Consider the following 26,725-nt stretch of genomic DNA (forward strand, 5'->3'; position numbering starts at 1 on the left):
GTTGCAGGGGAAACGGGCGGGTGACAGCCGCAGGGACGGAAGATGCGGAACGGCTGGCACAGTTGCACATGCAGCTGCTGGCGGACGATTCGATCCAGTTCGGGCTGCCGACCTATGTGCGGCCCGAGCCGCCGCAGTGGCTGAAGCCGCTGCTGGATGGCCTGGCCAAGCTCGGCCCCTACATGATCTATCTGTTCTGGGGCGCGGTGATCCTCGGCGTCGCGATCATCGCTTTTCTGCTCGTCCTTGAAGCCAAAGGCGTCGCCTGGCGCCTGTCCTGGCGGCGCAAGCGCCAGGAGACCGAGGAGAAGGAGGAATGGCGTCCGGACGCTGAAGTCGCCCAGGTCCTGCTCTCCGAGGCCGATGCGCTCGCCGCCCGCGGCGAGTTTGACGAGGCGGTGCATCTTCTGCTGCGCCGCAGCGTCGCCGACATCGCGACCCACATACCGGACTTCCTGCGACCGTCGCTCACCGCGCGCGACATCGCGGCCGCCAGCTCGATCCCCAGCCGGCCCCGCGCCGCCTTCAGCGAGATCGCCCGCATCGTCGAAGCCGCGCTGTTTGCCCGGCGGCCCGTCGGCGCCGAAGGGTGGCAGCAGGCGCGCGGCGCCTATGAGCGCTTCGCCTTCCGGGACGCCTGGGCATGAGCGTGGCAACGACGGAAGCAGCGCAGGAGCCGTTCAGCCGCAAGACGTTGTTCTGGGGCATTTTCGCCAGTCTTCTGGCCGCTGCAGGCTTCTTCCTCCTGTCCACCTATGCGCCCGATTTCCGCCAGCCTGAAGGCGGCGCCACGCCGTTTTCGAAAGGCGGCACCGGTTATGCCGGGCTTGTCGAATGGCTGAAGCTCACCACTAGACAGGCGCCGCCGATGGAGCGCGGCGAGAAGGAGTCGCCGCTGGCTTCCACCTTCCTGCTCGTCGTCACCATCGCGCCGGGCAGCGACCCGGCCGCGTTCGATCACCTCATCAAGCTGCGCTCAGGCAAGGACACGCTGTTCGTGTTGCCGAAATGGCAGACCATGCCATTGCTGGGCCGTGACGGTTGGGAAACGAAAATCGAACGGCTGCCGAACTCGGTCGTCAACGACTGGCTCGGCCGCATCGCCAAGGCGAAGCTCGGCGAAGGCAAGCCGAAGGTCGACACGATCGATGTCCAAGGCCGCAAGATCGCCGTGCCGGACGAACTGCAATGGGTGGCGGACGATCACCCGCTGATCGCGGCCGGTGACGGCAAAGCCATCCTCACCGAGCTCGACAACGAACCCTTCTACATCCTCACCGATCCCGATTTCATCAACAATGCCGGGCTGAAGGACGAGCAGACGGCGGCCGCAGCGCTCGACATGATCGCCATGCTGGAGCCCGCCAAGGGCGCGGTCATGTTCGACCTGACGCTGCACGGCATCGGCCAGAAATACGATCTCGCCAAGCTCCTGGTCGAACCGCCCTTCCTGGCTTTGACGCTTTCGGTGCTGGTGGCGGCGGCCCTTGCCTTCCTGCACGGGCTCGGCCGCTTCGGGCCGCCAAGGGCGGAAAGCCGCGCCATCGCCTTCGGCAAGCGGGCGCTGGTCGACACCACGGCGACGCTGCTCAGGCGCGCCGGTCGGTTGCAGGGCTTGGGCGACCGATACGCGGCGCTGGTGCGGCAGCGCGCCGGCGCCCTGCTCGGCGCGCCGCATGGGCTGCAGGGCGAGGCGCTCGACCGCTGGCTCGATTCCCGCGACAAAAGCGAGGCGCACGGCTTCACCCGGCGCTTCCAGGCCGCGAACGAATCCAACAATCTGGCAGCAATGCATGAAGCAGCCGAACAGCTGCATGACTGGACGGCAAGGAGGCTCGGTGAACGTCGATGAAGTGGAGGCCCTGGCGAACGCGATCAGGGAAGAAGTGGCGAAAGCGATCACCGGCCAGCATGACACGGTCGACCTGATGCTGACGGCGCTGTTTGCCGGCGGCCATATCCTGCTCGAAGGCCCGCCGGGCACCGCCAAGACGATGACGGCGCGCTGCTTCGCGCAGGCGCTGGGCGTCGCCTATGGCCGCATCCAGTTCACGCCCGACCTGATGCCCGGCGACATCGTCGGCGCCAACATCTACAATTTCCAGACCGGGCAGTTCACGCTGACGCGCGGCCCGATCTTCTGTGACCTTTTGCTCGCCGACGAAATCAACCGCACGCCGCCGAAGACGCAGGCCGCCCTGCTCGAAGCCATGCAGGAACACGCCGTCACCTTCGACGGCACGACGCATTCGCTCGGGCAGAATTTCATGGTGGTGGCAACGCAGAACCCGATCGAGCATCAGGGTGTCTATCCGCTGCCCGAGGCTCAGCTCGACCGCTTCCTGTTCAAGCATCGGGTGAGCTATCCGGACCTTGCGGAAGAGCGCGCCATCATCGTCAACCACGGCGGTGGATCGGCCTCGCACGACATAGGGCAATACGGCATCAGGGCGCAGACCGACCGCAAGACGCTCGAAGCCGCACTTGCCACCGTCGGCGACGTCACGCTGGTCGGCGATGTCGTCGGCTATATCGCGGCACTTGTGCGCGGCACGCGCGAAAGCCCTGACCTGGAGGTGGGCGCCAGCCCTCGCGCGGGCGCCATGCTGGCGAGAGCCGCGCGCGCCAGGGCGGCGCTCGACGGCCGCAACTACGTTATCCCGGACGACGTCAAGGCTCTGGCCGTGCCGGCGCTGCGCCACCGCGTCGTGCTGTCGCCGGCCGCTCAGATCGACGGGCGGCTGGTCGAGCAGATCGTCTCCGACCTCGTCGACCATACGGAAGCGCCGCGTTGATCTATCCGAGCGGTCGATCGGTCTGGGCAGCGGCGGCGGGGGCGATCCCCGCCTTCCTGATCGCGCTCGCGCTGCCTTCTGTCTGGTATCTTGGCCTGTTGTGGATCTGCGTTCTGCTTGCCTTCCTGGCGGTGGATGCGGCCGCGGGCAGAGGCCGCGCCTCGCTCGATGCGGTGCTGACGGCGCCGCCCCAGGTGGGCGTCGGCGGTCGCTTCACGTTGCACATCGCGGCCGGTGTCGGGGCAAAGTTGCGGCGCCTGCAGGCGCGCATCGGGCATGATCAGCGGGTTCAGCCGGTCGCCGGCACAGGCGGCGCGCTGCCGGCCAATGGCGGCACGCTCGATCTCGAATTCGAGGCTATCCGCCGCGGCATCGCCAGTTTCGACCGGCTGTGGCTGCGCTGGCAGGGCCCGTTTGGGTTGGTTTGGAACCAGGTCATGTTGCCGGTCGAGCGCAAGGTCGCGGTGCTGCCCAATGTCAACAGCGCGCGCGACGAGGCAATCACGCTCTTGCAGCGTTCGGCCCTTGCCGACGGCCACGCCCAGAAGCGCGCTGGACAGGGCCGCGAATTCGAGGCGCTGAAAGACTACCAGCCCGGCATGGGCCGGCGCATGATCGACTGGAAGCGCAGCGCCCGCCACGGCAAGCTTCTTGCGCGCGAGTTCCGGATCGAGGAGAACAACAACATCGTTCTGGCCATCGACAGCGGCCGGCTGATGTGCGAGCCGGTCGACGGCGTGCCGAAGGTCGACCGGGCGGTGACGGCGGCCCTCCTGTCGGCCTTCATCGCGCTCAAGGGCGGCGATCTCGTCAGCCTGTTCTCCTTCGACGCTAGGCCGCGCGTCTCCAGCGGCGCGGTGCGCGGCTCGCCGAGCTTCACCATGATCCAGAAGCGCGCCGCCGAGATCGACTATTCAACCGAAGAGACCAATTTCACCCTGGCGCTGACCACGCTGTCAGCCAAACTTGACCGGCGCTATCTGGTCATCGTCTTCACCGATTTCGTCGACCCGATCAGCGCCGAATTGATGCTGCGCACCGTCGGCCGGCTGACCGAGCGGCATCTGGTGCTGTTCATGCTGATGAGGGATCTGGAACTCGAAACGCTGGCCGACATGGCGCCGGCGGCGCCCGAGGATGTCGCCCGCTCCGTCACCGCCGGAGACCTCCTGCGGCAGCGGCAGGTGGTGATCGGCAGGCTCAGGCTGCTTGGCGCGCATGTCATCGAGGCCGACCATCAGCGGCTCGGCCCGGCGCTGGTCGAGCGCTATATCCAGCTCAAGGAGGAGAACCTTCTATGACGCTGTCGGCCGGCACCGATGCAGTGCGCCAGTCGCTGGCAAGCTTCCGCCAGGAGCGCGAGGCCGACTGGAAAGCCTTCGAGGCGCTGCTGGCGCGCGTCGAGAAGCGCGCGCCACGCGCGCTGTCGGAAGACGAGCTGCTCTCGCTGCCGCTCCTCTACCGCTCGGCGCTGTCGTCGCTTTCGGTGGCGCGCGCGACCTCGCTCGACAGCGCGCTGATCGCCTATCTCGAGGCGCTCTGCCTGCGCGGCTACTTCTATCTCTACGGTGCGCGGCGCTCCTTGAGGACGCGCATCGGCGACTTCTTCCTGCACGACTGGCCGGCGGCGATCCGCGATCTGTGGCGCGAGGTGTGGACATCGGGCGCCCTCACCGTGATCGGCGCGATCGCGGGCTATTGGCTGGTCGCCTCCGACAAGCGCTGGTACGACGCCATCATCACGCCGAGCTTGGCGGGCGGGCGCAACCCGGATTCTTCCGCCGAGGTGCTGCGCAGCGTGCTTTACGGCGGCGGCGATCACTTCCTCTCAGGCTTTGCCGCCTATCTCTTCACCCACAACACACAGGTCTCGATCCTGGCCTTCGCGCTGGGTTTCGCCTTCGCGGTGCCGAGCGTGCTGATCATCCTGATGAATGGCTGCATGCTCGGCGCCATTTTCCAGATCTATGCCGCCAAGGGCCTGGGCTTCGAGCTCGGCGGCTGGCTTTCGATCCATGGCACGACGGAACTGTTCGCCATCGCCATCGCGGGCGCGGCCGGGATGCGCATCGGCACCAGCATCGCCTTTCCCGGCGAGCTCACCCGTATGGCCGCCGCGGCGCGAGCCGGACGCGTGGCGGCGACCGCCATGATCGGCGTCACGGTGATGCTGCTTTTCGCCGGATTGCTGGAAGGCATCGGAAGGCAGACGATCACCAGCGACATCGTCCGCTATTCGATCGGCGGCGGCATGCTCGCCTTATGGATCTGTTATTTCTACCTGTTCCGGATGGTGCGGCATGGCGACCGCTAGGACAGCGAAGGTCAAGAACCCGGCGGCATTGATCCGCCCGCTTGTCACGCCGGAGGGCGTCGACCTGCGCGTGAAACTGGCGGATGCCGGCACCCGGGCTTCCGGTTTCCTGCTCGACGTGGTGATCATCGTCGTGGCGGCGGTCGTGGTCAGCCTCGTCGCGCTGTTTGGCCTTGGCGGGCTTGGCGTGCAGGATGCCGAGCCGCTGTTCATCGTCTGGATCATCTTCATCTTCTTCCTGCGCAACGTCTATTTCATCGCTTTCGAGGCAGGTCGGCGGGCAGCCACACCGGGCAAGCGCATGGTGGGCGTCAGGGTCGCCTCGCGCAGCGGCGCGGGCCTCACGCTGGACCAGCTCATCGCACGCAACCTGATGCGCGAGATCGAGGTGTTCCTGCCGCTTTCGATCCTCGCCGCGCGCGCCAGCGCCGATGTCGCCGACACGCTATCGACCATCTTCGGCCTGGTGTGGGCGTTGCTGTTCTCGCTGTTCCCGCTGTTCAACCGCGACCGGCTGAGGATCGGCGACCTGCTCGCCGGCACCTGGGTGGTCGAGGCGCCGAAAGTGGCGCTGGTCGAGGACCTGTCGCTGCGCAAGGACCCGGTTGCCGCCCGCTTCCAGTTCAGCCCCGCGCAACTCGACGCCTATGGCATCGCCGAGCTGCAGAAGCTGGAAGAAGTGCTGCGCCGCGACGATCATTCGGCGCTCAAGGCGGTGGCGGAGACCATAGCCCGCAAGATCGGCGCCAGGGTCGAGCCGATCGATTCAAAGGCCTTCCTCACCGCCTATTACGGCGAGCTCCGCGCGTATCTGGAACGCAAGCTGCTGCTTGGGAACCGCAAGGCGGATAAGTATGCGCGGTAGGCCGCAGACTTGGACAGAGCCAGCACATGAAGCATTGCTTCCTGAACATAGTGGGCGAAAGAGTTTTCGTAATTCCTATGGTCACCACGCGCGATGGCTGGGAGATGTTTGCCGGTCCCGTCATCCTCGTTGGCGAGCTACCTTCGATCTCGGACAAAGACATAGGGGCATCGACACTGAGCGCGATCCGCGCTCATGTCAGTGGTGTGCCCGACGAGATTGTAGATAAAGTTCTCCTCAACAGATCGGCCTCGCGTTTTGGGTTCAGGTCATACAATTCCTTCCTTTGGAAATCCCGGCAGATGTCGGTCGACCAACAGGGAGAGGATAAATTCAAACTTATCCCCTATGCCAAGGTAAACAGAGAAAGTGCCGTGCCGCTGGACACGATCTTTTATTCAACAGGTACGCCCGGCGATCTGGGACGCGCTGTTCGAGATTGCATTGAACTGTGTCGCTAATGATCCCCTATGTCGCATGCGCGAGGGCAACGACGTGAAGGTTAGGGTCAGCAAAGCAGAAGAAGCCAGAATTGACCGCGTCATTCAGGCGGCAGTCTCCGGATCGTGGGAAGAATTTGCAGAACTCACAGATGAACCGTTTCCAAACGACGCATCGATGAGGGAGCAATTCGAAGATTCAGCTCCCCGACTTCAGCGGGCCGGAGGAACTTGGGAAATGACCTCCGGCATTGGTATCGTGCCTGAGGATGGGACGCGCGTGATCACGGTCATGATCAAAGCACTGCCCACCGTGGATATCGTCCTGACGCTGCACAGCACGAGCGAGAAGGATGACAGCGCCATCAGCATCTGGACGTTTTTTCAGCAGTTGAATTGGGACGATTAGGCCTTCGCTCTACCCACCCACTTCTCATAGTCCGACACCAGAAGGTGCAGCGGCGCGACGTCCTCGTCGATGTTGGAGAAGCGGCCGATCGGGTCGCGGAAAACGTTGTCGGTGAGGTCGTCATTGACGGTCGAGACCTCGCCGATCAGCACGTCCTTGCCCTCGGCCCAGAAGGCGTGCCAGACACCGGGCAGCAGCGTGACGCTCTGGCCGGGATCGAGCTTCAGGAGCCCGCCGGCCGGCAATCTGGTGATGGTGCCGTCGACCGGCACTGACACTTCGGCCTTCGGGTCGATGCCGCCGTCGCGGTCGTGCATGAATAGCTCCAGCACCAGCTTGCCGCCGCCGCGGTTGATGATGTCCTCGGCCTTGATGTTGTGGCGGTGCATCGGCGAGAGCTGGTCCTTGCGCGAGATCATGATCTTTTCGGCATAGAGCATCCCCATGCCGAGCTTCATGTCCTCGTAGCGGCCGTTGCGCACGGTGAACAGGAACAGGCCAAGCTCGTCGAACTTCTCCTGGCCGTAGTCGGTGATGTCCCAGCCGAGGCGTGAGGTGAAGATGGCGGAAGAATCGGCCTTGTGCGCCTTCATCTCTTCCGGCGACCAATAGGCGAAGGGCGGCATGATATAGCCGAAGGAGCGGATGAAGGCGTCGGCTTCGCGGATGATGTCGTTGATCTTGGAGCGCTTCATGGTGGTTGTCCTCCGGCCGATGCCTTGCTGAAATCTGCCCATCCGAATAGCCCAATGCCGGTCGGCTGTCGACGCAAACCCGCTGTTCTGGCCCCGTGACATCCAGCCGGATCGGGACCATAAACCCAGCCGGACTTTTCGATTTTGCGCATGTCTTTATCCCGAAACCGGATCCCGCTCTCGGGAGACATGCTTTGAATGGTGACTTTCATGCCAAGCATAGACGACCTCGACACGCCGGCGATCCTGATCGATGCGGCCCGCGCCGAAGCCAACATCAAAAAGGCGCAGGCGCATGCCGACGCCCATGGATTGAAGCTGCGGCCGCACATCAAGACGCACAAGCTACCCTACTGGGCGAAGAAGCAGGTGGCGGCCGGCGCCGTCGGCATCACCTGCCAGAAGATCGGCGAGGCCGAAGTGATGGCCGATGCGGGGCTCGAGGATATTTTCCTGCCCTACAACATCCTTGGCCGCGCCAAGCTGGAACGGCTGAAGGCGCTGCATGGCCACGTCACGCTCTCGGTGACGGCGGACAGCCATGAGACGCTGGAAGGGCTAGCCGCCACCTTCACCGATGCCGGCCATCCGCTGCAGGTGCTGGTCGAGTGCGACACCGGCATGGGCCGCTGCGGCGTGCAGACCCCGGCCGATGCGGTGGCGCTGGCCAAGGTCATCGACCAGGTCAAGGGCCTCGCCTTCGGTGGGCTGATGACCTATCCGGCGGCCGGCCGCGCGGCGCAAGCCGAGGCCTGGCTGAAAAGCGCGCACGACGCGCTTGCCGCGGCGGGGCTCGAATGCGTGCGCGTCTCCAGCGGCGGCACGCCGGATATGTGGCGCTCCGGCGAGAACAGCATCGTCACCGAATACCGGCCCGGCACCTACATCTACCTCGACCGCTACCAGGTCGCCAAAGGCGTCGGCACGCTGGACGACTGCGCGCTGACGGTGCTTGCCACCGTCGTCAGCCACCCGACGCCGACCCGCGCTATCCTCGACTCAGGCAGCAAGGCGCTGTCTTCCGATACGCTCGGCCTGCTGGAGTTCGGCGAGCTGCTCGGCATGCCGGGCGCCCGCGTAACGGGTTTGAGCGAAGAGCACGGCACCGTCACGCTTGCCCATGGCGCCGCCTTGGGCATCGGTGAGCGGGTGCGCGTCGTGCCCGATCATTGCTGCGTGGTGACGAATTTGTTCGACCAGGTGCATCTGATCGACGGCGACAAGGTGCTGGAAACGCTGCCGGTGGCGGCGCGAGGGAAGATGGGCTGAGCCCTACTGCCGCTCGGCCTGCCGTGCCGCCACTCTCCGCATCGCGGTCACGCGCCGCCTGAAGATCTCCGTGCGCATAGCCATCAGATGCAGGGCGAAGAACAGCACGGTGAAACCCAGCGCCATCACGGCGAGCGGCCATAGCATCGATGGGTCGACGGTCGGGCCGCCGAGGCGGAAGACCGACGCCGGCTGGTGCAGCGTGTTCCACCAGTCGACCGAAAATTTGATGATCGGGATATTGATGAAGCCGACCAGCGTGATGATGGCCGCCGCCCAGGCGGCGCGGCCGGCGTCATCCAGCGCGCGGGTCAGCGCGATGATGCCGAGATACATCAGGAAAAGCACAAAGACCGAGGTCAGCCGCGCATCCCATACCCACCAGGTGCCCCACATCGGCTTGCCCCAGATGGAGCCGGTGATCAGCGCGAGTGCTGTAAAGGTGGCGCCGATCGGGGCCGCCGATTTCAGCGCGACGTCGGCCAGCGGATGGCGCCAGACCAGCGTGCCCAGCGCCGAGATCGCCATGATCGTGTAGCACATCATTGCGAGCCAGGCGAAAGGCACGTGGATATACATGATGCGTACCGTGATGCCCTGCTGGAAATCCTCCGGCGCGGTGAAGCTCATATAGAGGCCCACGCCAAGCAGGATCACCGCGACCGCCGCCAGCCACGGAATGATCTTGTCGGCCAGCCCGACAAAGCGCGTCGGGTTGGCGAGATCGATCCAGCCGGAAAAGCGTGAAGTGGCGTCGCTCATGGCGACCTAAATAGACCCGCAGTGGGTTTGGGGCAATTGGGAGAGTGTCGCAGGCTTTCCCTTCTCCCCTTGTGGGAGAAGGTGGATCGGCGCGGAGCGCCGAGACGGATGAGGGGTGTTCCAGCGGAGTGAGACGCTGGCTTTCCCTAGAGCACTCTCATCCGTCGCCTTCGGCGACACCTTCCCCCACAAGGGGGAAGGGGGAGCTCTAGGATTACGCCGCTTCCGTCACCGGCCGGCTCAGGCGGCGGACCTCTTCGTCGTTGAGCAGGCCGCCGGCGCGCAGCAGGGCGGCGAAGCGGCCGTTGCGCAGCGACAGCTCGGTGAAGCCGCCCATCTCGACCACCTTGCCCTTGTCCATGAAGACGACGAGGTCGGCGTCGCGGACCGTGGTCAGGCGGTGGGCGATGATGAAGGTCGTGCGGTTGCGGCGCAGCTCGTCGATCGCTTCCTTGACGCGATCCTCGGTCTCGACGTCGAGCGCGCTGGTCGCCTCGTCGAGCACCAGGATCGGCGCATCCTTCAGCACGGCGCGGGCGATGGCGATACGCTGGCGCTCGCCGCCCGAAAGCTGGCCGCCGCGCTCGCCGACGACGGTGTCGTAGCCGCTGCTCTTGGCCAGGATGAAGTCCTGCGCGGCGGCCGCATTGGCCGCGGCGTGCACTTCGTCATTGCTCGCATCGGCGCGGCCGACGCGGATATTGTCCTCGATCGAGCGGTTGAGCAGGCCGGCGTCCTGGAAGACGGTGGCGATCGAGTGGCGCAGCGACTTCCGGGTCACGGTCCTGGTGTCGATGCCGTCGATCAGGATACGACCGCTGGACGGCGTGAAGACCCGCTGCAGCAGATTGATCAGCGTCGTCTTGCCGGCGCCGGTCGGGCCGACAATGGCGACCGTCTGGCCAGCCTGGACCTCGAACGAGACGTCCTCGATGCCGTGGCCCGAATTGGCGAACTCGAAGCTGACGTCCTCGAAGCGCACATGGCCGGTGACGTTGGTGAGTTCGCGCAGGCCATCCGGCTCAGTGGTCTCGGCAGCCGAGTCCTCAAGGCGGTAGAAATCCTCGAGCTTGGCGCGGGCCTCGGAAATCTGGGTGGTGAAAGCCGACATCTGGTCAAGACGGGCGATCAGCATCCCGGCAAAGCCGGCGAAGGCGACGACATCGCCGACGCGGAGCTGGCCACGGGTGACGAGATAGGCACCGATCGACAGCACGATCATCATCGAGATGGTCGACGACAGGCGGTTCAGCGCATTGGCGATCGCCCACCAGTCGAGCACAGGGTTCTGCGCGTCGAGCAGGTCCTTGACGTAACGCTTCAGCGTCGCGGTCTCGTGGCCGATGCGGTTGTAGCTCTGCAGCACGGCGACATTGCTGACGCTGTCGGAGACATGGGCAAAGACGGTGTGGTAGTGGCGCTCGACGGCGGTCTGCCCCGCCTTGGTGCGGCGCATGACGATACGGCCGATGCCGATATAGAGAATGCCGAGGCCGAGTAGCACGACGGACATGCGGATATCCATGGCAAGCGCGGTCGGCACCAACAGCACCAGCGCGATGGCCGTCGACAAATGCACGCGCATGAATTCGAGCCACAGGCTGAACAGGGTCTCGACGGCGCGCAGCAGCGTGTGCAGCGAGTTGGACGTGCCGCGCTGGTGATGCCAGGCAAGCGGCATGGTGATCACGCGCTCGAAGGACTGGCACAGCACTTCCGAGCGGCGGGCATGGGCGAACCGGTCGGCGCCGCGGGCCACCAGCACGAAGGCAATGACGTTGAAAGCACCAAGCGCGGCCCATACGGCGAGCGTCGAAAACACAGGGCCTTTCTCGGAGATGGCTCCGATCACCCTGCCCAGCAGGATTGGCTCGAGGATCGCGATCGCCGCGAGCGCGATGTTGGCGCCGCAAATCAGCGCGACGCGCTTCTTGTCGGCCGCCAGATAACCCAGCGCTCTAAAGTAGATCTGCAGAAGTGACACTTCAGCTACTCCGCCAAACTCTTGTTTGTGCTCAATGCTCGAATTGTGCACCGCACCATTTTGTGACACGTAACGGTAAACGTGTCGCGAAACAATGCGTCGTCTATCCCTTCCGTTCCGATTTAGCGAACAAAAGATGACGACGGTACGAAATCTGACGTGATCACTAACGGTTTGAGATAAAAGGTGAAATGTCAGCCTTGCGGCAAAATAGTGGCACTTGCTCTCCGCTGCCACATTTTTAATCACAGCCTGCTTGCTTAGCCTGCCCTAAAGGAAGGCCCGCGATCGCGCGCGGGAGGGACGCCAAGTAAAAAACGGCGATCGGCCGCGCACCCCGAGGGATGCGCGGCCGACAAGCCAAGTCTTTGATTTTATGCAGGTATCCTGACGACGACCTCGGTCTTGTCGCCGGCTTTCGGCTCGAAAGATGCAGATTTTTTCTTCGAACCATCGACTTCTAGCGAGATCGACTTGGTCTTTTTGTCGCGGATGACCCGAACCTTGATCTCGCCGCCGAACATCTTGAGCGTCGCGGCGTAGCCGTCCCAGTGTCCGGGCAGCTTCGGCCTAAACGTGATCTCCTTGCCGCGCCGCTCGATGCCGAGGATGCCTTCCACCGCCGCGCGGTAAAGCCAGCCGGCCGAGCCCGTGTACCAGGTCCAGCCGCCGCGGCCGCCCTTGCCTTCGCCGGCATAGATGTCGGCGGCCACGACATAGGGCTCGACGCGGTAATGCTCGGCCGCCGCCTCGTCCGAGGCGTGGTTGACCGGGTTCAGCATCGAGAAGCAGCGATAGGCCTCGTCGGTGCGGCCCATTTCGGCCAGCGCGATCACGAACCAGGTGGCGGCGTGGGTGTACTGGCCGCCATTCTCACGCACGCCCGGCGGGTAGCTCTTGATGTAGCCGGGGTCCTTCTCGCTTTTCGAGAAGGCCGGCGTGAACAGCTTGACGATCTTGAGCTCGTCATCGACCAGCATGTTGGTCGCCTGCTCCATGGCCGTCGTCGAGCGGGCCGGGTCGCCCTCGCCCGACAGCACGCTCCAGGACTGGGCGATGGAGTCGATCTTGCACTCGTCCGAATTGTGCGAGCCGAGCGGCGCGCCGTTGTCGAAACTGCCGCGCCGGTACCACTGGCCGTCCCAGGCGGTGCTTTCCAGGGCCCGCTTCAGCACGTCGGCGTGCTTCAGCCAGGCCTGCGCCCGCTTGGTGTCGCCCTGCCCCTTGGCGACAGGGGCAAAGTCGGTGAGCGTCTTCAGCAGGAACCAGCCCAGCCACACGCTCTCGCCCTTGCCGCCCTCGCCGACACGGTTCATGCCGTCATTCCAGTCGCCGCCGAGGATGAGCGGCAGGCCGGCGGGGCTGCTGCGCTTGATCGCAAGATCGAGCGCCCGGGCGCAATGGTCGTATAGCGAAGCGGTGTTCTTGGTGATCTCGGGCGTGAAGAAGGCGTCATGCTCGCCTTCGCCGAGTTGCTGCCCGTCGATGAAGGGCAACTGTTCCTTGAGGATCGCGGCGTCGCCGGTCACCTCGATGTAGCGCGCCGTCGCATGCGCCAGCCAGACGACGTCGTCCGAGATCATGGTGCGCACGCCGGCATCGGTGCGCGGCAGCCACCAGTGCTGCACGTCGCCTTCCGGGAACTGCCGGCGCGCCGCATTGAGGATCTGGTCGCGCGCCAGCTTCGGATCGTGCGCCAGAAGCGCCAGCGTATCCTGCAATTGGTCGCGGAAGCCGAAGGCGCCGCTCGCCTGGTAGAAGGCCGAGCGCGCGCGGATGCGGCAGGCCAGGCTCTGGTAGGGCAGCCAGTGGTTGACCATGGCGTTCATCGCCTCGTCCGGCGTCTCGACCTGGATGGTGTCGAGGAAGCCGCGCCAGGCCTTTTCATTGTCGGCCAGGCGCTGGTCGAAATCCTTGCCGCGATGGGTCTGCACCAGCGCGCTTGCCTCGGCGGGCGTGGCCGCGTCGCCGAGCAGCCAGGACAGCGTGACGTCGCCGCCGGCGGGGATGTCGATATCGCTGGCGACGACCGCGCAAGGGTCATCGCCCGCCTCGATGCGCCCGGAGAGCGCAAGCCCGCCCAGCACGGCCTGAGGGTACTCCGTCGTGCCGTGCCTGCCGATGAATTCGGAGCGGTCGGCGGTCACCGAATGGATCGGATGACTTGCTCCCAGGAAGGCGACGCGCTCGCCGAAGTCGAGGCCGTAGGGGTTCTGCGCCAGCATGGCCCCTGTTGCCGTGTCCCGCGCGGGCACGATGGTCGCCGCCGTGCGCGAGCGATGGCCGCCCAGCACCCATTCGGCATACGCATAGACGCGCAGCCGCGCCGGCACCGATCCGGAATTCTGGATTCGCAACCGGCTGATCTTCACCGGATCGACGGGATCCACCACCTGTGTCAGGTCCATCGACAACGGGCCGCGCTTGGAGCGGAAGGTCGAAAAGCCCTGGCCGTGCCAGGTCTCATAGGTCATCGACGGATCGCGGACCGTCGCCGCCATCGGCGAGAACGCCTTGCCGCTGGCATGGTCGAAGACATAGAAGCCCTCGCCCGGCCGGTTCGACACCGGATCGTTCGACCATGGCGTCAGTTGGTAGTCGCGGCTGTTGCGGCTCCAGGTGAAGCCTGCGCCTTCGGCCGAGACGTGGAAGCCGAAGGAGGCGTTGGAGATGACGTTGATCCAGGGCTGCGGCGTCACACGCCGTCCGGTCAGCCGCGTGACATAGTGGCGGCCGTCGCCGTCGAAGCCGCCATAGCCGTTCCAGAGGCTGAGGCCTCGGCCGTCGGCGGCGATGTCGGCTCCAGCCTGGCTTGCCGGCACCGGCAAAGGCAGCGGCGGGCTGGGTTCGCGCGGCGAGCCGCCCTCGGCCTGCAGCAAGGCATCGCGGGCCTGCAGCGCCGCGGTCTCGGCGCGTTCGAGCTGATCGAAGATCGTGCCGTTGCGGGTGTGAAGAACCACCCGCGCGACCGACAGCAAGGTCTTGTAGGTCGGCTCGTCCATCAGGTCGCGGCGCACCGCGAAGATGTGCTGGCGCGGCCCAAGCTCGCGGCCGCGCAGGCGGCTGTTCTCGCACAGCGTCTCCACCGCGCGCTGCAGGTCCTGCACATAGGACGAGGCCTGCTCATTGACGACGACGAAGTCGATCATCATGCCGCGCGCCCGCATATATTCCTGGAAGCGCAGCGCCTGGGCGACGATCTCGAGGTCGGCGACGTCGCCGATGCGCACCAGGAAGATCGGGAAATCGCCGGAGATGCTGGTCGGCCACAGGCTCGACTGGCGGCCGAGGCCCGAGGCGATGGATTCCGCCGGCAGGCGCAGGAACGGATCGGGATAGATCAGGTAGCGGGCGAGCTTCTGCACATTGGCGGCGTCGGTGAGGCTGAGGCCCAGATGGCGCGTCTGCACCTGGCTGCGCGTCCAGGCAAGCATCGCCTGGCGTGCGAAGCTCTCCTGATGGTCGAGCCGGGCGATCGCCTCGTCGAGCTCGGCGCGATTGGCGCCGACGGCGGTCCAGAAGGTCAGCGAGATCTTCTTGTTTGCCGGCACGCGGACCTGGCGGCGCAGCGCCGCCACGGGGTCGAGCGTGAAGCCCTGGCTGCCGGAAAGCCTGACGCCGGGATCGAAAGCCACGGCATCGGCGATGGTGCGGCCGCGGCCGATGAAGGCGCGCCGGTCGGTTTCGGCCTCAGCATCGCGCGACGGGCCCGAGGGATCGGTGACGAAATGCACCATGGTGAGGTCAGGGTCGTTCTTGTCGCGCTTGCGCCTGGTGGCGAAGATCGCGCCGTTGTTCGGCGCGACCTCAGTCTCGACGAACATCTTGGAGAAGGCCGGATGCGCGTTGTCCGAGGCCTCGTTGCCCAGCACCAGCTCGGCGAAGGATGTCACCTCGATATGCCGGTCGGTGGCACCGTCATTGTAGAGGGTGATGCGGCGGCCTTCGCCATTGCCCTCGGAAATGACGATGCACTCGACCTCGGAACGCAGCGAGCCGACGGACTTGGTGAAGCTCGCCTTGTCGTCGCCGAACAGCGTCTGGACGCGTTCGCCCTCGGCGCGCTTCGGCTCGGCGGTGGCGGACCACCAGTCGCCCGTCGCGGTGTCGCGCAGGAAGATATAGGAGCCAAGGCGATCCTCGCTCGGATCCGGCTGCCAGCGGGTGACGGCAAGCTCGCCGAAGCGGCTGTAGCCGGAGCCGGTCGCGGTGACCATGACCGAATAGCGGCCGTTGGACATGACGTTGGTCGCCCGCAGCGCCTTGATGGGATCGAGGATGACGCGGCTGTCCGGGCTCTCCGTCTCGGTCTCGTCCTTGGATCTCTCGTCGGCTTCCGTCCTGACGGTCGCGGTCGGAATGTCGCGCGGCGCCTTCTCCTGCAGGAGAAGCTCGGCCGACTCGATCACCGGATCGCTGTGGAAACGCTCGCGCAGCCGGCCCTCGAAAATGGCGTCGGCGACAGCGGCGATCGACATGCCGGAATGGTGCGCCATGTAGTTCTGCACCACGGCGTGGTCGGTGCCTTCAGGCACGCGCTGCGGCGTGAAATCGACCGCGTCGTAGAAACCGTGGCGGCCAAGCGCGCCGATCGAGCGCAACCGCTGCAGGTTCTGCACCGCCTCGCGCGGGCTGAACTGCGCCGCGAGAATCGTCGCATAGGGCGCGATCACGGTGTTCTGGCCAAGGCCCCGCTTCAGGCCCAGGCCGGGCACGCCGAAATTGGTGTACTGATAGGTGAGCTCGCGGTCGCGGGCGTTATAGGCCGCTTCCGAAATGCCCCAGGGCACGTTCTTGGAACGCGCATACTGGATCTGGCGCTTGATGATGAGCTTGCTGGTCTGGTTGAGGATCGAGCCCTGCGGCTCCTTCATCACCAGAGGCGGCATCAGATACTCGAACATCGAGCCCGACCAGGACATCAGCGCGCCCTGAAAGCCGATCTCGACGATCGGGCGTCCGAGACGGAACCAATGCTCGGTCGGCAGGTCGCCCTTGGCGATGGCGAACAGGCTCGTCAACCGCGCTTCGGAGGCGAGAAGGTCGTAGCAGCTTTCGTCGAGCTGGCGGTCCTCGACGCGGTAGCCGATCGAGAGCAGCTTGCGCTCCTGGCGCATCAGGAAGGAGAAATCCATCTCGAAGGCGTAGCGGCGGCAGCGCTCGCGCAGAGCGAGCAACTTGGCGCGCAGAGCGGCGACGGCGCTCTCGTCATTGTGCGAATCGTGCACATGCGCCTCGCAGGTCGCTTCCAGCCTGGCCGCCCAGTCGGCGATGACATCGCTCTTGGGCGAGGCCGCCTCGGTGTGGATCGCGGTGGCGAGCTTGCGGATCTCGCCGGCGAGCACGGCAAGGTTGATGGTGCGGATCGAGGCCATCTCCGGCTGCGCCTTGATGGTCGCAACCGCGCGGCGCATGCCATCGAGACGGTCGGCCAGGCGCTGGCGCAGCGGCCGCAGTTGACGGCGGTCGTCCGGCAGCTCTTCCAGGCTTTCGTCGAGGATGGTGACGGTGTCGATGATGCCTTCGAAATCGCCCTGCAGATGCACGGACGGCGCTTCGGCCCATTCGGCGCAGGAGGCGGCAACCGCGACCAGATGTCCGGCGAGATTGCCGCTGTCGACCGCCGAGATGTAAAGCGGATAGAGCGGCTTCAGCGTCGTCGTGTCATACCAGTTGTAGAGATGGCCGCGGTCGCGCGGCATGTTCTCGATGGTCGTCATCGTGGCGTCGATGCGGGTGATGGCATCCGACAGGCTGATCCAGCCGAAATCGCGCGCCGACACCACCGAGAGCAGATAGACGCCGATATTGGTCGGCGAGGTGCGCGGCGCCACCACCGGCGCCGGGCTTTCCTGGAAATTGTCCGGCGGCAAATGATGCTGCTCGGTCGTCACGAAGGTCTCGAAATAGTGCCAGGTGCGGCGCGCGAAGGTGCGCAGCACCTGGATGTCGGCGCTCGAGATGCGCAGCCTGTCCTCGGTCTCGGCCGAGCGGCTGATCCAGCAGGCGACGGCGGGCGAAGCGATCCAGAAGATGGCGAAGAAGAAGGCGACGAAGGCGCCTGTGGAATCGGCCAGCACCGGAATAGCCAGGCCGACGACTCCGATGATCACCGCGCCATACATCATGCCGTAATAGGCGCCGAGATCGTTGCCGCCCTTGGCGGCCTGCGAGGCGGTGCGCCATTCGAGCAGGTTCTGCCGGCTGACGAAGAGGCGGTAGATGGTGCGAATGATGGCGTCGCCCATCATCCAGGCGAGATGCGCCATCAAGAGCACCTTCAGCGCCACCAGCGCCGTGCCGAAGACGGTGTCGCGCGCAAGCGCCGAGAAATGGCCGCGCGGCGTCTGGTCGCCGCTCTTGGGCAGGATGCCGTTCACGATGTCGAAGGTAGGCGCCATGAACAGGCTGAGGATCATAAGCGCCTGCCACTGCGCCGCCTGGGTGAAGGGCAGCAGCGTCCAGCCGGCCACGCAGGCCATGACCCAGAAGATCGGGGTGACCGAGCGGCGCAGATTGTCGACCATCTTCCAGCGCGACAGCGCCGGCACGCCGGAGCGCGGGTCGAAAATGTAGCCGAGCAGCTGCCAGTCGCCGCGCGCCCAGCGGTGATGGCGCGAGGCGTCGACGGAGTAGCGGGTGGGATAGTCCTCGACCAGCTCGACGTCGGTGACCAAAGCGGCGCGCGAGAGCGCGCCTTCGAGCAGGTCGTGGCTGAGGATGGTGTTTTCGTCGATGCGGTTCTTCAGCGCCGCCTCGAAGGCGTCGACATGATAGAGGCCCTTGCCGGTGAAGGAACCGTCGCCGAAGACGTCCTGGTAGACGTCGGAGACGGCGAAGACATAGGGGTCGAGGCCGCGATTGGCCGAGAAGACGCGCTGGAAGAAGGAGGCATCGTCGCCGCTGGTCAGCGATGCCGTGATGCGCGGCTGCAGGATCGTGTAGCCCGCGGTGACGACGCGCTTGACCGGATCGAAATGCGGGCGGTTCAGCGGATGGGCGAGCTTGCCGACCAGGCTCGAAACCGCGTCCCGCGTGGTGCGCGTGTCGGCGTCGAGCGTCATCACATAGACGACCTTTTCCGGCAGCGGCACGTCGAGCGGCAGGAAGGTAGTGTCGCTGTCGCCACGCAGGAGAAGGTTCAGCTCATGCAGCTTGCCGCGCTTGCGCTCCCAGCCCATCCAGCAGCCCTGCGCCTGGTTGTAGAGCCGGCGGCGATGCAAGAGGTAGAAGCGCGGCGAGCCTTCCGACGGATAGCGGGCGTTGAGCCTAGCGATCTCGTCGCGGGCATATTGCAGGATCTCGATGTCGGCGGCGTCGATCTCGGTCTTGGAATCCGGCCAGTCGGACAACAGGGCGAAATGGATCTCTTCGGCCGTGTTGGCGAGGTGGTGCACCTCGATGTTGCGGATGTTTTCCTCGACGTCGTCGCGCGAGCCGATCAGCGAGGGCACCACGACCAGCGTGCGCGCCTCGGCCGGGATGCCGTGCTTGTTGTAGTCATAGCCGACAAGCCGGGTGGGTTTGAGGAACAGCGCCACGACGGTGTTGAAGAAGGCCAGCGCGCCTTCGCTTGCCGGCACCGCGAACAGCGCCAGCATCAGCGTGATCGATTCCACCGACAGGCCGAGATTGGCGAGCGCCCTGCCCGACAGCACCAACAGCAGCGCCGTCAGAAGGAAAACCGGGCCGACGATGCCCATCCAGCCAGCGCTGGCAAAGGCACGCTTGAAGGTCACATAGAAAGGCGGTCGGTAGCCGATCGCCTTTTCCAGCTCCTGACGGCGCGGCCCGACCAGGAAGAAGCCGACATCGGTGTGCACGTCCGGATCCGCTGTCTCCGGCACGCCGGATGCATCGGTGACGCCGGGCGTGTGGCCGGCAAGCTCGATCGCCTTTTCGGCCACCCGATATTCGGACAGCTCGGAGCGCCGCGCCAGTTGCTCGATCGCGGTGCGGTACTGGTCGCGCGAGAAGAAATCGAGGTCGGCGAAATCGGTCTTCTCACGCAACAGCGTGTCGATGCGGCTGACGCCTTCGAACCAGACCGTCCAGTCGACGTCGTTGATGAGGCGCAGGCCGCGGATGATGTTGCCGGTGGTGACATTGCCGCTGGAAAGCGTCTGATGCTCGGAGATGATGATCTCCTCGGCGTCGGAGCCGGTCTTTTCCAGCTCTCCCTCCAGCCATTCCAGCGCCCGGCCGGCGTTCTGCGACCCGTCGCGCAGGCGGTAGAGCAACTGGGTGGCAAAAGTGGTGTCCTGCGCATGCGCGCTGTAGTTGGACAGGATCCTGGTGCGGTCGGCATTGTCGTCGGTCGCGAGAACCCGGTCGGCAACCTCGTTGGCGATGTGTCGCATCTGCCTGGTGCGGTCGACGCGCACGGCGATGCGACGCAGGTTCTCGATCAGCACAAAGCGCAGCAACGAGGGCAGCGCCCAGAGCTCTCCGATTTTCATCGGCTCGACCGACTGGAAGCCCTCGACAATGGCCTTGAACATGTTGGCCGAGACCGAGCTGTCGGAATGCTCGACATAGCTCCAGGCAACGACGAAAGCGCGCGGCAGCACCGTCCTGTCGCCGAGCGTGAGCGTCGGCAGCTGCCGATAGAAGCGGCGCGGCAGGTCACGCTTCACCTGGAAGATGGTCTCCTCGACCAAATAGTTGTTGTCGAGCAGCCATTGCGCGGCCGGCGTGATGGTCTCGCCCTTGGCCTGGGCGGCATTGGTCGAACGGTAGACTTCGAGGATCTTCTTGGCGCTGTCGCGGATGCGGGCCTGGAACTCGAACGGGGCGAGGCCGAACAGGTCCTTGACCTCGCCCTTGGCTAAAGCGACGCCCAAGGCGCGCAGCCTGTCCTCAGGGAGGAAATTGGAGCGTATCGGCGCTTCCGTCACCAACGGGAAGCCGGCGCTTGTCTGTTCGATCTTGTTGGGATTGGTCTGAATGTTCATTGAAAATTCCGTAAGCGGGGGCGCAATGCGGCGTCACCGCCACGGCAATGGCCCTAAAACCGGTTCAATTGCAATTGGTTGCATGACTGATCGGCCGAAAGTTTGTTCTGCGCACCACAACAGGGGCGTGCCCTTTCGACAGCTCGTGGGCTAACGCCCCTCGCTCTTCGCCCCCGGTTGGATCAGGGCAAGGAATCAGGCTTTTTCGTGATACATGCAAGGGGCCGGGCGATAATTCGCCCGCGCCGCGATCATGTTTGGCAACAGCCGTTAATGGTTGGCGGCAAGGCGATCGAGCGCGATCACGAAAAGCAGCCCCTGCCCCTGAGGCTGGAGCCGCAATTCCGGGCTGTGGCGATCGAGGATCAGCGTATCGAGCGGTCCGAGGCTCGGCGCATCGTCTGTGAGAAGCCTGAAGCCTGCGTTGGCTGCCAGAACCAGCGTCTTGTCGGCGCGCGGCGAGATGCGAATCTCGCCGGAGAGCGGCATGCGCTCGACGCCATGGGCCATGCGGCCACGGCGGGTCATGACGTTGAGATCGGTGATCGGGCCACTGATCAGCGCGGCGCTGGTCGGCACATCGCCCGCAAAGGCGAGCGGCGCCGAGTCAGCGGTAAGCCGCGCCGGCGCCCGGCCGGCAATGTCGAGGACAATCCCCTCGCCTTCCAGCACCGACAGCGTGCGGTCGATGCCGGCGAAGCTGGAGAACGGCCCGCTGGTTTCGACGCGGGCCATGGAGACGCGCCAGTCGAAATCGTCGAGCCCGGCGCCGTCGGGCGAAACCGCGATCTCGGTGGTCGTGCCGCCGCCATTCTTCCACGGCATGACGCGGTAATCGGCGGCACGAAGGATACGCATCGGCTCAGCCCAATATGCCCGGCAGGTTGAGCTGGTGCTCCTTGGCGCACTCAATGGCGATGTCGTAGCCGGCATCGGCATGGCGCATGACGCCGGTCGCCGGGTCGTTCCACAAAACGCGCTCCAGGCGCTTGGCGGCTTCTGCCGTACCGTCGGCCACGATCACCATGCCGGCATGCTGCGAGAAGCCCATGCCGACGCCGCCGCCGTGATGGAGCGACACCCAGGTGGCGCCGGAGGCGGTGTTGAGCAGCGCATTGAGCAGCGGCCAGTCGGAAATGGCGTCGGAGCCGTCCTTCATCGCTTCGGTCTCGCGATTCGGCGAGGCGACCGAACCGGAATCGAGATGATCACGGCCGATGACGACGGGAGCCTTCAGCTCGCCCTTGGCGACCATCTCGTTGAAGGCGAGGCCGAGCCGATGGCGGTCGCCGAGGCCGACCCAGCAGATGCGCGCCGGCAGGCCCTGAAACGAGATGCGCTCGCGCGCCATGTCGAGCCAGTTATGCAGATGCGTGTTGCCGGGAGTGAGCTCGCGCACCTTGGCATCGGTCTTGTAGATGTCCTCCGGATCGCCCGAGAGCGCTGCCCAGCGGAATGGACCGATGCCGCGGCAGAACAGCGGGCGGATATAGGCCGGCACGAAGCCCGGGAAGGCGAAGGCGTTCTCAAAACCTTCATCCTTGGCGACCTGGCGGATGTTGTTGCCGTAGTCGAGCGTCGGCACGCCGGCGTTCCAGAACGCCACCATCGCCTCGACATGCTCGCGCATCGATGCGCGAGCAGCCTTTTCGACGGCTTTCGGATCAGAGGTGCGCTTCTCGCGCCATTCGGCCATGGTCCAGCCCTTGGGCAGATAGCCGTTGATCGGGTCATGCGCCGAGGTCTGGTCGGTGAGGATGTCGGGGCGGATGCCGCGCCTAAACATTTCGGGCACGATCTCGGCGGCGTTGCCGAGCAGGCCGACGGACTTCGCCTCGCCGGCCTTGGTCCAGCGATCGATCATTTCCATCGCTTCATCCAGCGTCTCGGCCTTCTCGTCGAGATAGCGGGTGCGCAGGCGAAAATCGATCGAGTCAGGGTTGCACTCGATGGCGAGGCAGGAGGCACCGGCCATGACGGCGGCCAGAGGCTGGGCGCCGCCCATGCCGCCGAGGCCGCCGGTCAGGATCCACTTGCCCTTGAGGTCGCCGTTGTAATGCTGGCGGCCGGCCTCGACGAAGGTCTCGTAGGTGCCCTGCACGATGCCCTGCGTGCCGATATAGATCCAGGAGCCGGCCGTCATCTGGCCGTACATCATTAGGCCCTTCCTATCTAGCTCGTTGAACTTCTCCCAGTTCGCCCAGTGCGGCACGATGTTGGAGTTGGCAATGAGCACGCGCGGGGCATTGGAATGGGTCTTGAAGACGCCGACCGGCTTGCCGGACTGAACCAGCAGCGTCTCGTCCTCGCCCAGCATCTTCAGCGAAGCGACAATGCGGTCGAAATCGTTCCAGGTGCGCGCCGCCCGGCCGATGCCGCCATAGACGACCAGCTCGTTGGGGTTCTCGGCGACCTCCGGGTCGAGATTGTTCATCAGCATGCGCAGCGGCGCCTCGGTCGTCCAATAGCGGGCGTTGAGCTTGTCGCCGCGGGGCGCACGCACTTCGCGAATGTTGTGGCGCGGATCGTTCATCATTGTCCCTTTCGAGTAAGGCGGCGCGTCAGCGCCCAGCCCATTCAATGGCGGTTTCGAGAATGGTTTTCAGCGTGGCGCGGATCGGCGCGGCATAGCTTGGGTCGTAAGGCACCGGCCAGTTTTCCGGCGAACCCTTTTCGGCCGGCTCGCGCATATAGCCGCGGTTGGAGAGCTCCATCTGAAGCGCGTGGACGCCGTTCTCGGGCCGGCCGAAGCTTCTGGTGATCCAGCCGCCCTTGAAACGGCCGTTCACCACCCAGCTCTCGCCGGTCGCGGCAAGGATCTCGCTGACCTTTTGCTGCAGCGACGGATCGGTGCTCCTGCCGTCATTGGTGCCGAGGTTGAAGACCGGCAGCGTGCCTTCGAACAGGCGCGGCAGCACCGAGCGGATCGAATGGCAGTCATAGAGCACGATGTTCTCATGCATGCCGCGCAGCCGGTCGATCTCGGCCTGCAGGGCGGCATGATACGGCACGAAATAGGTCTCGCGGCGCTGGTCGATCTCGGACGGCGTCGGTTCGTCGCCCATATTGTAGAGCGGATCGCCGTCGAACGTGTCCGTCGGGCAGAGCGTCGTCGTCGGCTGTCCGGGATAGAGCGAAACGCCGGAAGGATCACGGTTGACGTCGATGACCGTGCGCGAGATGGCGGTGTGCACGACGGTCGCGCCAAGGTCGGCGGCAAAATCATAGAGCTTGTCGATCCACCAGTCGCAGTCGCGCCGGCCGAGCCAGGTTGAGACCAGGCGGGAGTCCAGGCCTGCAAGATCGATGCCTGTGTGCGGGATCGAGACCAGCAGAGGCGCAGTGCCTTGGGTGACGGTAAGCCAGGGAGGGGTCATGCGAGACCTCCGTGCGTTGGCGCTCTACGGCGCCGTGTCGTCGTTAGCATTCTCACGACGCAATCCCCGGCAGCTTCACAGCACCGGCCGCCTTCACCGCGGCGCCGCTGCGCACCATGGCGATTGCCTTTTCCATGTCGGGATGGAAATGCCGGTCATTGTCGAGATACGGCACCTCGGCGCGGACCAGCCTGCGCACCGCTTCCAGTGCCTCGCTCGAAGCAAGCGGCGCTTGGAAATCGCAGCCTTGCGCCGCGGCCAGCAATTCGATGCCGATGACGGCGGTCGCATTCTCGATCATGCCGAGCAGCCGGCGCGCGCCGTGCGCGGCCATCGAGACATGGTCTTCCTGGTTGGCCGAGGTTGGGATCGAATCGACGCTCGCCGGATAGGCCTTCTGCTTGTTTTCCGAAACAAGCGCTGCCGCCGTCACCTGCGGAATCATGAAACCGGAATTGAGCCCCGGCTTGGGCGTGAGAAAGGCCGGCATGCCCGACAGCGCCGGATCGACCAGCATGGCGATGCGCCGCTCCGACAGCGAGCCGATCTCGCAGACCGCCAGCGCGATCATGTCGGCGGCGAAGGCCACCGGCTCGGCATGGAAATTGCCGCCGGAGAGCGCGGTGTCGTCCTCGGCGAAGATCAGCGGGTTGTCGGTGACGCCATTGGCCTCGGTCTCGAGCGTGTCGGCGGCCTTGCGCAGCACATCGAGCGCGGCGCCCATCACCTGCGGCTGACAGCGCAGGCAGTACGGATCCTGCACGCGCTCGTCGTCGACGCGATGCGATTCACGGATGGCACTGCCGGCCATCAGATTGCGCAAGGCATCCGCCGTTTCGATCTGACCGCGATGTTTTCTCAACAGATGAATGCGCGGATCGAAGGGGGCGTCGGAGCCCTTGGCTGCGTCCGTCGATAGCGCGCCGGCAACCAGCGCCGACTGGTAGAGCACCTCGGCCTCGAACAGGCCGGCCAGCGCAAAAGCGGTCGAGAACTGCGTGCCGTTGAGCAGCGCCAGGCCTTCCTTGGCGCCGAGCGTCACCGGCTCCAGCCCATGCGAGACGAAGGCGACCTTGGCCGGGAAGCGCCCATGCGGGGTAAAGCATTCGCCGACGCCGATCATGACGGCGGTCATGTGCGAGAGCGGCGCGAGGTCGCCGGAAGCGCCGACCGAGCCCTTCGCCGGCACGACCGGAATGACGTCGTTGGCGAGCATCCCTTGAAGCAGGTCGATGGTCTCGGCGCGCACGCCGGAGGCACCCTGGGCAAGGCTGGCGAGCTTCAGCGCCATCATCAGCCGCACCACGGCGACCGGCATCGGCTCGCCGACGCCGGCGGCATGCGAGAGCACGATGTTGCGCTGGAGCGTTTCGAGATCGCTTTCTGGAATGCGGACGCTGGCAAGCTTGCCGAAGCCGGTGTTGATGCCATAGACCGGCTCGCCTTTGGCGAGGATGCGAGCCACCGCCTCGGCGCTGGCCTTGATCCTTGGCCGGCAGGCGTCGTCCAGCTTCGGCACGGCGCCGCGATAGATGGCGCGCCAGTCGGCAAGCGTCGCGCTGCCGGGCGTCAGGGTCAGTTCGGTCATTGTCCTCTCCAGATGCGGGCATGGAGCGGATTGAAGCCCATGCGATAGACGAGTTCGGCCGGGCGCTCGATGTCCCAGATGGCGAGGTCGGCCGATTTGCCGGCTTCCAGCGTGCCGGTCTTGTCGAGGAGCCCCAGCGCACGCGCGGCCTCACGGGTGACGCCGGCGAGGCATTCGTCGACGGTCATGCCGAAGAGCGTCGCGGCCATGTTCATGGTGAGCAGCAGCGAGGTGAGCGGCGAGGTGCCGGGATTGCTATCGGTGGCGACAGCCATCTTCACGCCGTGGCCGCGGAAGAGATCGACCGGCGGCTTCTTGGTTTCGCGGATGAAGTAGTAGGCGCCGGGCAGGATCGTGGCCACGGTGCCGGCCCTGGCCATCGCGGCGGCGCCCTGTTCGTCCGTGTATTCAAGATGGTCGGCCGACAGCGCGCCATAGCGCGCGGCAAGGGCCGCGCCATGCAGGTTGGAAAGCTGGTCGGCGTGCAGCTTCACCGGCAGGCCGAGGGCCTTGGCCTTGTCGAAGACACGGGCCATCTGCTCCGGCGAGAAGGCGATGCCTTCGCAAAAACCATCGACGGCGTCGGCGAGCTTTTCGGCGGCGACCTGCGGCAGTATGGTGTCGGCGACGAGATCGATGAACGCGTCCTTGTCGCCCTTGGCTTCCGGCGGCAGCGCATGGGCCGCGAGACAAGTGGTGCGGATCGTGACCGGGCGCTCGTCTGCCAGACGGCGGGCGGCGCGCAGCGACTTCTTCTCGTTGTCGGCATCGAGGCCGTAGCCGGACTTGATCTCGACGGTGGTGACGCCTTCGGCCATCAGCGCATCGAGGCGCGGCAGAGTCTGGGCGACGAGTTCGTTCTCGCTGGCGGCGCGTAGCGACTTGACCGAGGAAACGATGCCGCCGCCAGCGCGAGCCACTTCTTCATAGGTGGCGCCGGCCAGCCGCATCTCGAATTCATTGGCGCGGTTGCCGGCATAGACGAGGTGCGTGTGGCAATCGATCAGGCCAGGCGTGATCCAACGCCCCACGCAATCAACGGTCTCGGCGCCCTGCCCGGCCGCAGCCGGCATATCGGCCTCGGGACCGGCATAAACAATGAGGCCGTCGCGCGCGACGACCGCGCCTTTCTCGACGATACCGAGACCGGCCGCGCCATCGGCCATGGTCACCAGGCGCGCATTGCGCCAGACCCGATGGCCGCTCTTCCCGCTTGCTCCACCCATCATCTTTTCCGTTTGCTTGGATGGCGATTATGTATATACATATTGAA

General features: G+C 65.3%; 18 protein-coding genes. 9 read left to right on the forward strand and 9 right to left on the reverse strand.

The features are described 5' to 3' along the window. Positions 1–20: 20 nt before the first annotated feature. From EJ072_RS33510 to EJ072_RS33545, 8 genes are read left to right on the forward strand one after another with little or no spacing between them, the layout of a single operon-like run. Positions 21–647 (forward strand): DUF4129 domain-containing protein, encoded by a 627-nt coding sequence (locus tag EJ072_RS33510; protein WP_126083071.1) that lies wholly within the window; start codon positions 21–23, stop codon positions 645–647. Further along, a complete protein-coding gene (locus EJ072_RS33515) occupies positions 644–1,852 on the forward strand; it encodes a DUF4350 domain-containing protein (RefSeq protein WP_126083072.1) in 1,209 nt (402 codons plus the stop codon). The genes EJ072_RS33510 and EJ072_RS33515 overlap by 4 nt, the downstream gene beginning before the upstream one ends. Then, positions 1,839–2,795, forward strand: a complete 957-nt coding sequence (locus tag EJ072_RS33520) for a MoxR family ATPase (protein WP_126083073.1) — start codon at positions 1,839–1,841, stop codon at positions 2,793–2,795. Before EJ072_RS33515 ends, EJ072_RS33520 begins: the two co-directional genes overlap by 14 nt. Continuing rightward, a complete protein-coding gene (locus EJ072_RS33525) occupies positions 2,792–4,096 on the forward strand; it encodes a DUF58 domain-containing protein (protein ID WP_126083074.1) in 1,305 nt (434 codons plus the stop codon). Before EJ072_RS33520 ends, EJ072_RS33525 begins: the two co-directional genes overlap by 4 nt. Next, positions 4,093–5,109, forward strand: coding sequence for a stage II sporulation protein M (locus EJ072_RS33530; RefSeq protein ID WP_126083075.1), 1,017 nt, complete (start codon positions 4,093–4,095; stop codon positions 5,107–5,109). The genes EJ072_RS33525 and EJ072_RS33530 overlap by 4 nt, the downstream gene beginning before the upstream one ends. Beyond that, complete coding sequence (locus EJ072_RS33535; RefSeq protein WP_126083076.1) at positions 5,096–5,974, forward strand: RDD family protein; 879 nt, start codon at positions 5,096–5,098, stop codon at positions 5,972–5,974. The genes EJ072_RS33530 and EJ072_RS33535 overlap by 14 nt, the downstream gene beginning before the upstream one ends. Positions 5,975–6,000: 26 nt before the next feature. Beyond that, entirely contained in the window at positions 6,001–6,435 is a 435-nt protein-coding gene (locus tag EJ072_RS33540) for a hypothetical protein (RefSeq protein ID WP_126083077.1), read from the forward strand. 16 nt (positions 6,436–6,451) lie between these two features. Continuing rightward, complete coding sequence (locus tag EJ072_RS33545) at positions 6,452–6,823, forward strand: hypothetical protein (RefSeq protein WP_126083078.1); 372 nt, start codon at positions 6,452–6,454, stop codon at positions 6,821–6,823. On the opposite strand, the gene EJ072_RS33550 is transcribed toward EJ072_RS33545, so the two are convergent. Beyond that, entirely contained in the window at positions 6,820–7,518 is a 699-nt protein-coding gene (locus EJ072_RS33550) for a D-lyxose/D-mannose family sugar isomerase (RefSeq protein WP_126083079.1), read from the reverse strand. The genes EJ072_RS33545 and EJ072_RS33550 overlap by 4 nt on opposite strands. A gap of 210 nt (positions 7,519–7,728) precedes the next feature. Here EJ072_RS33550 and EJ072_RS33555 point away from each other — a divergent pair, with 210 nt between their 5' ends. Further along, the gene (locus tag EJ072_RS33555) at positions 7,729–8,787 is read left to right on the forward strand and encodes a D-TA family PLP-dependent enzyme (RefSeq protein WP_126083080.1); all 1,059 of its coding nucleotides are present in this window, start codon (positions 7,729–7,731) and stop codon (positions 8,785–8,787) included. Between the two features lie 3 nt (positions 8,788–8,790). Here the strand turns inward: EJ072_RS33555 and EJ072_RS33560 are convergent, their stop codons facing one another. From EJ072_RS33560 to hutI, 8 genes are all read right to left on the reverse strand, one after another. Continuing rightward, positions 8,791–9,549 (reverse strand): heme ABC transporter permease, encoded by a 759-nt coding sequence (locus EJ072_RS33560; RefSeq protein WP_126083081.1) that lies wholly within the window; start codon positions 9,547–9,549, stop codon positions 8,791–8,793. Between the two features lie 214 nt (positions 9,550–9,763). Further along, the gene (locus EJ072_RS33565; RefSeq protein WP_126083082.1) at positions 9,764–11,533 is read right to left on the reverse strand and encodes a glucan ABC transporter ATP-binding protein/ permease; all 1,770 of its coding nucleotides are present in this window, start codon (positions 11,531–11,533) and stop codon (positions 9,764–9,766) included. Positions 11,534–11,907: 374 nt separating this feature from the next. Next, positions 11,908–20,487, reverse strand: coding sequence for a glucoamylase family protein (locus EJ072_RS33570; RefSeq protein WP_126083083.1), 8,580 nt, complete (start codon positions 20,485–20,487; stop codon positions 11,908–11,910). A gap of 270 nt (positions 20,488–20,757) precedes the next feature. Then, positions 20,758–21,345 carry a HutD family protein gene (locus tag EJ072_RS33575; protein ID WP_126083084.1) on the reverse strand — a complete coding sequence of 196 codons (588 nt, stop codon included), beginning with the start codon at positions 21,343–21,345 and terminating at the stop codon, positions 20,758–20,760. 4 nt (positions 21,346–21,349) lie between these two features. Further along, positions 21,350–23,020: a urocanate hydratase gene (gene hutU, locus EJ072_RS33580; protein ID WP_126083835.1), complete on the reverse strand. Its 1,671-nt coding sequence runs from the start codon at positions 23,018–23,020 to the stop codon at positions 21,350–21,352. Between the two features lie 28 nt (positions 23,021–23,048). Continuing rightward, positions 23,049–23,864 carry an N-formylglutamate deformylase gene (hutG, locus tag EJ072_RS33585; protein WP_126083085.1) on the reverse strand — a complete coding sequence of 272 codons (816 nt, stop codon included), beginning with the start codon at positions 23,862–23,864 and terminating at the stop codon, positions 23,049–23,051. A 52-nt stretch (positions 23,865–23,916) separates the two neighbouring features. Then, complete coding sequence (hutH, locus tag EJ072_RS33590) at positions 23,917–25,452, reverse strand: histidine ammonia-lyase (RefSeq protein ID WP_126083086.1); 1,536 nt, start codon at positions 25,450–25,452, stop codon at positions 23,917–23,919. Further along, entirely contained in the window at positions 25,449–26,678 is a 1,230-nt protein-coding gene (hutI, locus tag EJ072_RS33595) for an imidazolonepropionase (protein WP_189343156.1), read from the reverse strand. Before hutI ends, hutH begins: the two co-directional genes overlap by 4 nt. Between the last annotated feature and the right edge of the window lie 47 nt (positions 26,679–26,725).

Source organism: Mesorhizobium sp. M2A.F.Ca.ET.046.03.2.1 (assembly GCF_003952425.1).
Taxonomy (GTDB): domain Bacteria; phylum Pseudomonadota; class Alphaproteobacteria; order Rhizobiales; family Rhizobiaceae; genus Mesorhizobium.